General features: G+C 40.0%; 6 protein-coding genes. All 6 read left to right on the top strand.

Translation table 11 applies throughout. From position 1 onward, the window contains the following. Positions 1–493: 493 nt before the first annotated feature. The 6 genes from ACX9YW_RS20140 (at position 494) to ACX9YW_RS20115 (ending at position 7,757) form a co-directional block, all read left to right on the top strand. Entirely contained in the window at positions 494–955 is a 462-nt protein-coding gene (locus tag ACX9YW_RS20140; RefSeq protein ID WP_460349882.1) for a CtsR family transcriptional regulator, read from the top strand. Between the two features lie 20 nt (positions 956–975). After that, positions 976–1,524 (top strand): protein-arginine kinase activator protein McsA, encoded by a 549-nt coding sequence (mcsA, locus tag ACX9YW_RS20135; protein ID WP_460349879.1) that lies wholly within the window; start codon positions 976–978, stop codon positions 1,522–1,524. A 2-nt stretch (positions 1,525–1,526) separates the two neighbouring features. Continuing rightward, positions 1,527–2,585, top strand: coding sequence for a protein-arginine kinase McsB (gene mcsB, locus ACX9YW_RS20130; protein ID WP_460349877.1), 1,059 nt, complete (start codon positions 1,527–1,529; stop codon positions 2,583–2,585). A 23-nt stretch (positions 2,586–2,608) separates the two neighbouring features. Then, positions 2,609–5,041 carry an ATP-dependent protease ATP-binding subunit ClpC gene (gene clpC / locus ACX9YW_RS20125; RefSeq protein WP_460349875.1) on the top strand — a complete coding sequence of 811 codons (2,433 nt, stop codon included), beginning with the start codon at positions 2,609–2,611 and terminating at the stop codon, positions 5,039–5,041. A 162-nt stretch (positions 5,042–5,203) separates the two neighbouring features. Next, a complete protein-coding gene (gene radA / locus ACX9YW_RS20120) occupies positions 5,204–6,583 on the top strand; it encodes a DNA repair protein RadA (RefSeq protein ID WP_460349873.1) in 1,380 nt (459 codons plus the stop codon). 88 nt (positions 6,584–6,671) lie between these two features. Further along, a complete protein-coding gene (locus ACX9YW_RS20115) occupies positions 6,672–7,757 on the top strand; it encodes a PIN/TRAM domain-containing protein (RefSeq protein ID WP_460349871.1) in 1,086 nt (361 codons plus the stop codon). The last annotated feature ends 1 nt before the right edge of the window (position 7,758 follow it).

Here is a 7,758-nt window from a genome sequence, read left to right as displayed (position 1 = left end):
CGCCGATGGTAGTTGGAGGATTCCTCCTGTGAGAGTAGGACGTCGCCAGGCAAATCGAAAACAACCCGGAAGGGTTGTTTTTTTGTATTTTCATCAAAAATATTGCTTTTAGGCTATTTTCCCCCGGACATACGTTCCTCTATTAAGTCTAAAACAACCTTATTTTGAGATTTTGCGGACCCGGAGTATGAAAGTAAGCCCCTAATAAATTCCTAAACGGTGATCTCCGGTCATAATTAGCATCTATTCTACCCGATACGCCGCCATGAAGTTTAGTAATCAATGCCTCAATAAGATTCTCGATACTTCCCTTCTCTTTAACCAAATAATTTACATCATAATAGGGTCGCTCCTTTCATAAGGCATTTTTCATCCCTCCAACGTTTCAGTACGCCCATTTTTGGAGAAAATGGTTTACTGTAAGTTGATTCTTAAAAATGATTTCGTTATAATAAAGTCAAAGTTAGTCAAAGTCAGATTAGGAGGTGTTTGAATGAGGAATATCTCTGATATCATTGAAAGTTACTTAAAGCAGGTCTTAGATATTAGCGATTCTGACTTAGTTGAAATTAAGCGAAGTGAAATAGCCGATAAGTTCCAATGCGTCCCATCGCAAATTAATTATGTGATAAATACACGATTTACGATTGAACGAGGATACATTGTAGAAAGTAAACGGGGCGGAGGCGGTTATATTCGGATTATGAAGGTACAAACCGACGACCATGCTCAATTAATTGAAGAGTTGCTATCCCTTTTTAAAAGCCGTATCAGTCAAAGCAGTGCTGAAGATGTGATCATACGTCTTGTTGAAGAAGAGGTCATCAATCATCGTGAAGCAAAAATTATGACAAGCGTTATCGATAGATCTGTTTTATATATTGAACTCCCCTTTAGGGATGAATTGCGAGCAAGAATGCTAAGGGCAATGCTGACCTCATTAAAATATAAATAGAGACAAGAGGGTGACAAAATATGATTTGTCAAGAATGTAACCAACGACCAGCCACTCTACATTTTACCAAAATCATGAATGGGGAAAAAACAGAGATTCATCTTTGTGAAAAATGTGCCCATGAAAAGGGCGAGATGTTTATGATGAATGGTACATCTGGTTTTCCAATTCATAATCTGTTAGCAGGTCTCTTAAATGTTGAACATGAATTTATTAAACCGAAACAGGATGCTTTCGGACAAAATGAGATTCTTCAGTGCCAACAATGTCATATGACATTTCCGCAATTTGTAAAGGTAGGTAGATTTGGTTGTTCGAATTGTTACCAAGCTTTTAATAGCCAGCTTAAACCAGTTTTTAGAAGGCTTCATAGTGGAAACTGGAGCCATAATGGGAAAATCCCTAAAAAGGTAGGCGGGAACATCCGTCTTCGTAAAGAGTTAGAAACGAAAAAAATGCGCTTAAAAGAATTAATCTCAAGAGAAGAGTTTGAAAGTGCTGCGATTATTCGTGACGAAATCCGTTCAATGGAAAGATTGCTTAACCATGAGCTGGAAGGAGGGGTATGAATATGTCTCTAGAACGCTTTCTAAATCAAGCGATTAGTTCATGGGTCAATGAGGATGGCCCCAATTCGGACATTGTATTAAGCTCCCGGATTCGATTGGCAAGGAATTTGCAAGATTATCGATTCCCGACCTTAGCTTCCAATGAGGAAAGTGCGTTAATTATTAATATTCTTGAAAAAGTAATTCAAGATAACAAAATGTCGATACCCCTTGAAATGCTGAGAATGAATGAGTTACAAAACTTGCAAAAACGGGTATTAGTTGAAAAACATTTGATTAGTCCGAATTTAGCTGAAGACTCTTCCAATGGGGCTGTGCTACTTTCTGAAAATGAAGAGGTCAGCGTTATGATTAACGAAGAGGATCATATTCGAATTCAATGCATTTTCCCAGGTCTTCAGCTCATGGAAGCATTGGAATTGGCCAATGGAATTGATGACTCTTTAGAAGAATATGTCGTGTACGCTTTTGATGAGCAGCATGGATATCTCACAAGTTGTCCTACAAATGTAGGGACTGGTTTAAGGGCTTCTGTCATGATGCATTTGCCTGGACTTATTTTAACGCAACAAATGAATCGAATTATTCCGGCCATCAACCAGCTTGGGCTTGTGGTAAGAGGAATTTACGGAGAAGGCAGTGAAGCCCTCGGGAATATTTTTCAAATCTCCAATCAAATTACTTTAGGTAAGTCGGAAGAGGATATCGTCACGGATTTAATTAGTGTTGTTAGTCAATTAATTTCACAGGAAAGAAATGCTCGCGAAGCATTAGCGAAAACTTCGAACATACAATTAGAAGACAGGGTTTTCCGTTCACTAGGTGTTTTATCAAATTGTCGGATTATTGAGTCCAAGGAAGCGGCAAGATGCTTGTCAGATGTACGCCTAGGCATTGATATGGGCTATATTGAAGACATTTCAAAAAACATTTTGAATGAATTAATGATCGTTACTCAACCTGGATTTCTCCAACAATTTGCCGGCGGTGTACTCCGGCCAAATGAACGAGATATAAGAAGAGCAACATTAATAAGAGAGCGGCTTCAATTAGAGAAATGATACCCCGATAGGAGGAATGGACAATGATGTTTGGACGTTTTACAGAAAGGGCCCAAAAGGTTTTGGCGTTGGCGCAGGAGGAAGCGATCAGATTAGGACATAATAATATCGGTACTGAACATATCTTACTTGGCTTAATTCGTGAAGGTGATGGCATTGCAGCAAAGGCCTTAAATGCCTTAGGTCTTGGTTCAGATAAAATTCAAAAAGAAGTGGAAAATCTGATAGGCAAGGGCCAGGATACTTCACAAACGGTTCATTATACTCCTAGGGCCAAAAAGGTGATTGAGCTATCGATGGATGAGGCACGAAAGCTTGGTCATTCCTATGTGGGTACAGAGCATATTTTATTAGGGTTAATCCGCGAAGGTGAAGGTGTTGCTGCCCGGGTGTTAAATAACCTCGGTGTCAGCCTGAATAAAGCGCGTCAACAAGTGTTGCAACTTTTAGGTAGCAATGAATCAGGTGGTCATCAAGGTGGAGCAGCAGCGAATGCCAACACACCTACGCTTGATAGTTTGGCCCGTGATTTAACTGCGATTGCGCGTGAAGGAAGCCTTGATCCGGTAATTGGGCGCAGTAAAGAAATTCAACGTGTAATCGAGGTATTAAGCCGTCGTACCAAAAATAATCCTGTCCTTATTGGTGAACCTGGGGTTGGGAAAACAGCTATTGCGGAAGGCTTAGCGCAGCAAATCGTCAATAATGAAGTTCCGGAAATTTTACGAGATAAACGAGTGATGACTCTTGATATGGGTACAGTTGTTGCCGGTACCAAATACCGAGGTGAATTTGAAGATCGCTTAAAGAAGGTAATGGATGAAATTCGCCAGGCAGGCAATATTATTTTATTTATAGATGAGCTTCATACGTTAATTGGTGCGGGTGGTGCAGAGGGTGCAATCGATGCCTCTAACATCTTAAAACCATCATTAGCGCGTGGTGAGTTGCAATGTATTGGTGCGACCACCCTTGATGAATATCGCAAATATATTGAAAAGGATGCCGCACTAGAAAGACGATTCCAGCCAATTCGTGTCGACGAGCCAACCCAAGAGGAATCTATTCAAATTTTATATGGATTGCGTGACCGTTACGAGGCACATCATCGTGTATCGATTACCGATGAAGCAATTGAAGCAGCGGTCAAACTTTCTGATCGTTATATCTCCGACCGTTTCTTACCTGATAAGGCAATCGACCTAATGGATGAAGCTGGTTCAAAGGTTCGTCTTCGTTCCTATACAACTCCACCAAACTTAAAGGAGCTAGAATTGAAGCTTGAAGAGGTACGCAAGGAAAAGGATGCGTCCGTTCAAAGTCAGGAATTTGAAAAAGCGGCTTCCTTAAGAGATACGGAACAACGTCTAAGGGAAAAACTTGAAGAAACAAAGAAAAATTGGAAAGAAAAGCAAGGTAAAGAAAATAATGAGGTTACGGTAGAGGATATTGCAAATGTAGTATCCAGTTGGACAGGAATCCCTGTCTCTAAATTAGCGCAAACCGAAACGGCTAAGCTGTTAAAATTAGAGGAAATTCTTCATTCACGCTTAATCGGTCAAGAGGAAGCTGTTGTCGCGATTTCGAAGGCAGTAAGACGTGCACGGGCTGGATTAAAGGATCCTAAGCGCCCGATTGGTTCGTTTATTTTCTTAGGACCAACTGGAGTAGGGAAAACCGAGCTTGGGCGTGCGTTAGCGGAAGCCATGTTTGGTGATGAAGATGCCATGATTCGAATTGATATGTCTGAGTATATGGAGAAACATTCAACTTCGCGTTTAGTAGGTTCCCCTCCGGGTTATGTCGGTTATGAGGAAGGTGGCCAATTAACTGAAAAAGTAAGAAGAAAACCGTATTCCGTAATCCTATTAGATGAAATTGAAAAGGCCCACCCTGATGTCTTTAATATTCTCCTGCAAGTATTGGAGGATGGCCGTTTAACAGATTCCAAAGGCAGAACGGTTGATTTTAGAAATACCGTTTTAATTATGACCTCGAACGTTGGTGCTGAGTCCCTGAAAAAGAATAAATATGTTGGTTTTAATATTCAGGATGGACAGCAGGATTATAAGGATATGAAAGGGAAGGTCATGGAGGAGCTGAAAAAAGCGTTCCGTCCAGAATTCCTGAACCGGATTGATGAGATTATTGTCTTCCATGCTCTTGAGAAAAAGCATTTAAGAGAAATTGTGACACTAATGGCGGATCAGTTAGTGAAACGATTAAAAGAACAAAATATTGATATTGGTTTAACCGATGCTGCAAAAGATAAAATTGCCGAAGAAGGCTACGACCCTGAGTACGGTGCTCGTCCTTTGAGAAGGGCCATTCAAAAACATATCGAGGACCGCTTGTCAGAGGAATTGCTAAAAGGAAATGTCTTGACCGGCCATAAAGTCATGATCGATGTCGAAAACGGCGAATTTGTCGTGAGAACTGCACAAGAGGTAAAATGATGATAAGATAGGTACACGAAACACAATCGTGTACCTATTTATTTAGATTGGAATGGAAATTGAAATCCTTTCTCTGTCCCTCAACAGGACAAGGTAAATTATTAAAAAATAGTAATCATAAAAATGGATATTAAATGGCAATTTAAAGAGAGGAAGAAAGAGATGGCTAAGCAGAAAACAAAGTTTATATGCCAGGAATGTGGTTATGAATCTGCTAAGTGGATGGGGAAATGTCCTGGATGTGGAGTATGGAATAGGATGGTCGAAGAGATAGAACGATCTCACCCTGCACGAAAAGGGGCATTCATACATTCGGACCAAGATAAAAACGTCTCAAAAGCCATGCCAATAACGGCAATCGAAACGGAAAATGAACCAAGGGTGCAAACCGATTTACAAGAGTTGAATCGCGTTCTCGGTGGTGGTGTCGTACGCGGTTCGCTTGTGTTAATTGGTGGAGACCCAGGGATTGGGAAATCTACGCTTTTACTTCAAGTTTCCTCTCAGCTTGCTAAAGGTGGCAACCGTGTTCTCTATATTTCCGGAGAAGAATCGCTGCGGCAAACAAAGCTACGCGCTGACAGACTAGGAGTCATTTCTGAAAATTTACTAGTCTATTCAGAAACAAACCTAGAAGATATTCACCATACGATTGAATCAATGAGCCCTAATTTTGTGATCATCGATTCGATTCAAACTGTGTATCATCCCAATGTTACCTCAGCACCCGGTAGCGTCTCGCAGGTTCGTGAATGTACGGCAGAATTAATGAGGATTGCTAAGACAAAAGGCATCGCTATTTTTATTGTCGGTCATGTGACAAAAGAGGGATCAATTGCTGGACCGCGCCTTTTAGAGCATATGGTTGACACTGTTCTCTATTTTGAAGGGGAAAGACATCACACCTTTAGGATTTTACGCGCAGTAAAAAATCGATTTGGGTCCACAAACGAAATGGGTATTTTTGAAATGAAAGAATTTGGTCTAGAGGAAGTAGCTAATCCGTCAGAAATATTCCTTGAGGAACGTTCCCAAGGAGCAGCAGGGTCTACGGTCGTTGCCTCAATGGAAGGAACAAGGCCAGTATTAGTAGAGATACAGGCGCTAATTTCCCCCACTAGCTTTGGCAATCCGCGCAGAATGGCAACAGGAATTGATCATAACCGGGTGTCACTATTAATGGCAGTATTAGAAAAGCGAGTTGGTATGCTGTTACAAAATCAAGATGCTTATTTAAAAGTTGCGGGTGGGATTAAGTTAGATGAGCCAGCGATTGACTTGGCTGTTGCTGTAAGTATTGCTTCAAGTTTCCGTGATAAACAGACAAAGACAACTGATTGTATTATTGGTGAGGTTGGTTTAACAGGTGAAGTAAGAAGGGTATCAAGAATAGAGCAACGAGTTCAAGAAGCTGCGAAGCTTGGGTTTGAAAGAGTGATTTTGCCTCAAAATAATCTTGGCGGTTGGAAAGCTCCTGTTGGTATCGAATTAATTGGAGTTTCTACGGTTGCGGAAGCATTAGTAGCCACTCTAGGTGGTTAATAGCTTCAAAAGAAAGGTAAAATTATTGTTGGTTGATAAGGTTTCAATGAATTGAAATTGTTTATAATGAATAGAAGGAGGTGAAGGAATGTTAAAACGTGTTGTGCAAGCGTGCTTCCTTATCATTGGAGGTACTTTGGGAATATTTTTAATCCCTGATTTGTTAAAACTACTAAATTTAAACCACATTCCTCTTATCAATAACGGGTATATGTCCGCCTTATTCGGTGCTATTATTTTTTATTTTATTTCATTCTGGGCAATCGATTATGTTATTAACTTTGTTAAATGGGTTGAAGAGTCATTACTCAAAATTCCTATTGCGGATGTATTATTCGGAAGCATTGGGCTTGTTTTTGGATTGTTTATTGCCTTTTTAATAGGTTTTGCCTTAAATGCGATTCAAGTACCGGTTGTGAATACCGTTGCGCCTATCCTTTTGACCTTACTTTTTGGTTATTTAGGTTTTCAGGTGGGTTTTAAAAAGCGGGATGAATTTCTAAATCTCTTTGGAAATAAAGCTAAAAAGAAAAGTAGCGAAGAAGAACAAGAAAAGAAGACTTTATCGCCCTATAAAATCCTTGATACAAGCGTCATTATTGATGGGCGTGTGGCAGATATCTGCCAAACAGGATTTTTAGAGGGAACCATTGTGATTCCGCGCTTTGTTTTAGAAGAACTTCAGCATATTGCTGATTCATCAGATGCGTTGAAAAGAAACCGCGGTAGGCGAGGACTGGATATTTTAAATCGAATTCAAAAAGAACTGTCAGTAAAGGTAGAAATCCATGAACTAGATTTTGAAGATACTGCTGAAGTGGATAGCAAGCTAGTAAAATTAGCCAAGCTCACAAATGGAATTGTCGTCACAAATGATTTTAATTTAAATAAGGTTTGTGAATTACAAAACGTTGGTGTTCTAAATATTAATGACTTGGCAAATGCTGTTAAACCAGTGGTTTTACCGGGTGAGGAAATGAACGTCCAAGTCATTAAGGACGGAAAGGAATATCATCAAGGTGTAGCCTATTTGGATGATGGAACCATGATTGTTGTAGAGGATGGTCGAGAATTTATCGGTAGGCGAATTGATGTTCTGGTCACGAGTGTCTTACAAACTTCTGCCGGAAGAATGATTTTTGCCAAACCAAAATTATTAGAAAAAGCGTTATAGG

Source organism: Pseudoneobacillus rhizolycopersici, from assembly GCF_054786815.1.
This window is presented reverse-complemented; position numbering and strand designations above follow the sequence as displayed.

Bases quoted from the DNA above. Each gene is read 5' to 3' on its own strand.
- ACX9YW_RS20140 (WP_460349882.1), top strand. From the start codon at position 494: ATGAGGAATATCTCTGATATCATTGAAAGTTACTTAAAGCAGGTCTTA.
- mcsA (WP_460349879.1), top strand. From the start codon at position 976: ATGATTTGTCAAGAATGTAACCAACGACCAGCCACTCTACATTTTACC.
- mcsB (WP_460349877.1), top strand. From the start codon at position 1,527: ATGTCTCTAGAACGCTTTCTAAATCAAGCGATTAGTTCATGGGTCAAT.
- clpC (WP_460349875.1), top strand. From the start codon at position 2,609: ATGATGTTTGGACGTTTTACAGAAAGGGCCCAAAAGGTTTTGGCGTTG.
- radA (WP_460349873.1), top strand. From the start codon at position 5,204: ATGGCTAAGCAGAAAACAAAGTTTATATGCCAGGAATGTGGTTATGAA.
- ACX9YW_RS20115 (WP_460349871.1), top strand. From the start codon at position 6,672: ATGTTAAAACGTGTTGTGCAAGCGTGCTTCCTTATCATTGGAGGTACT.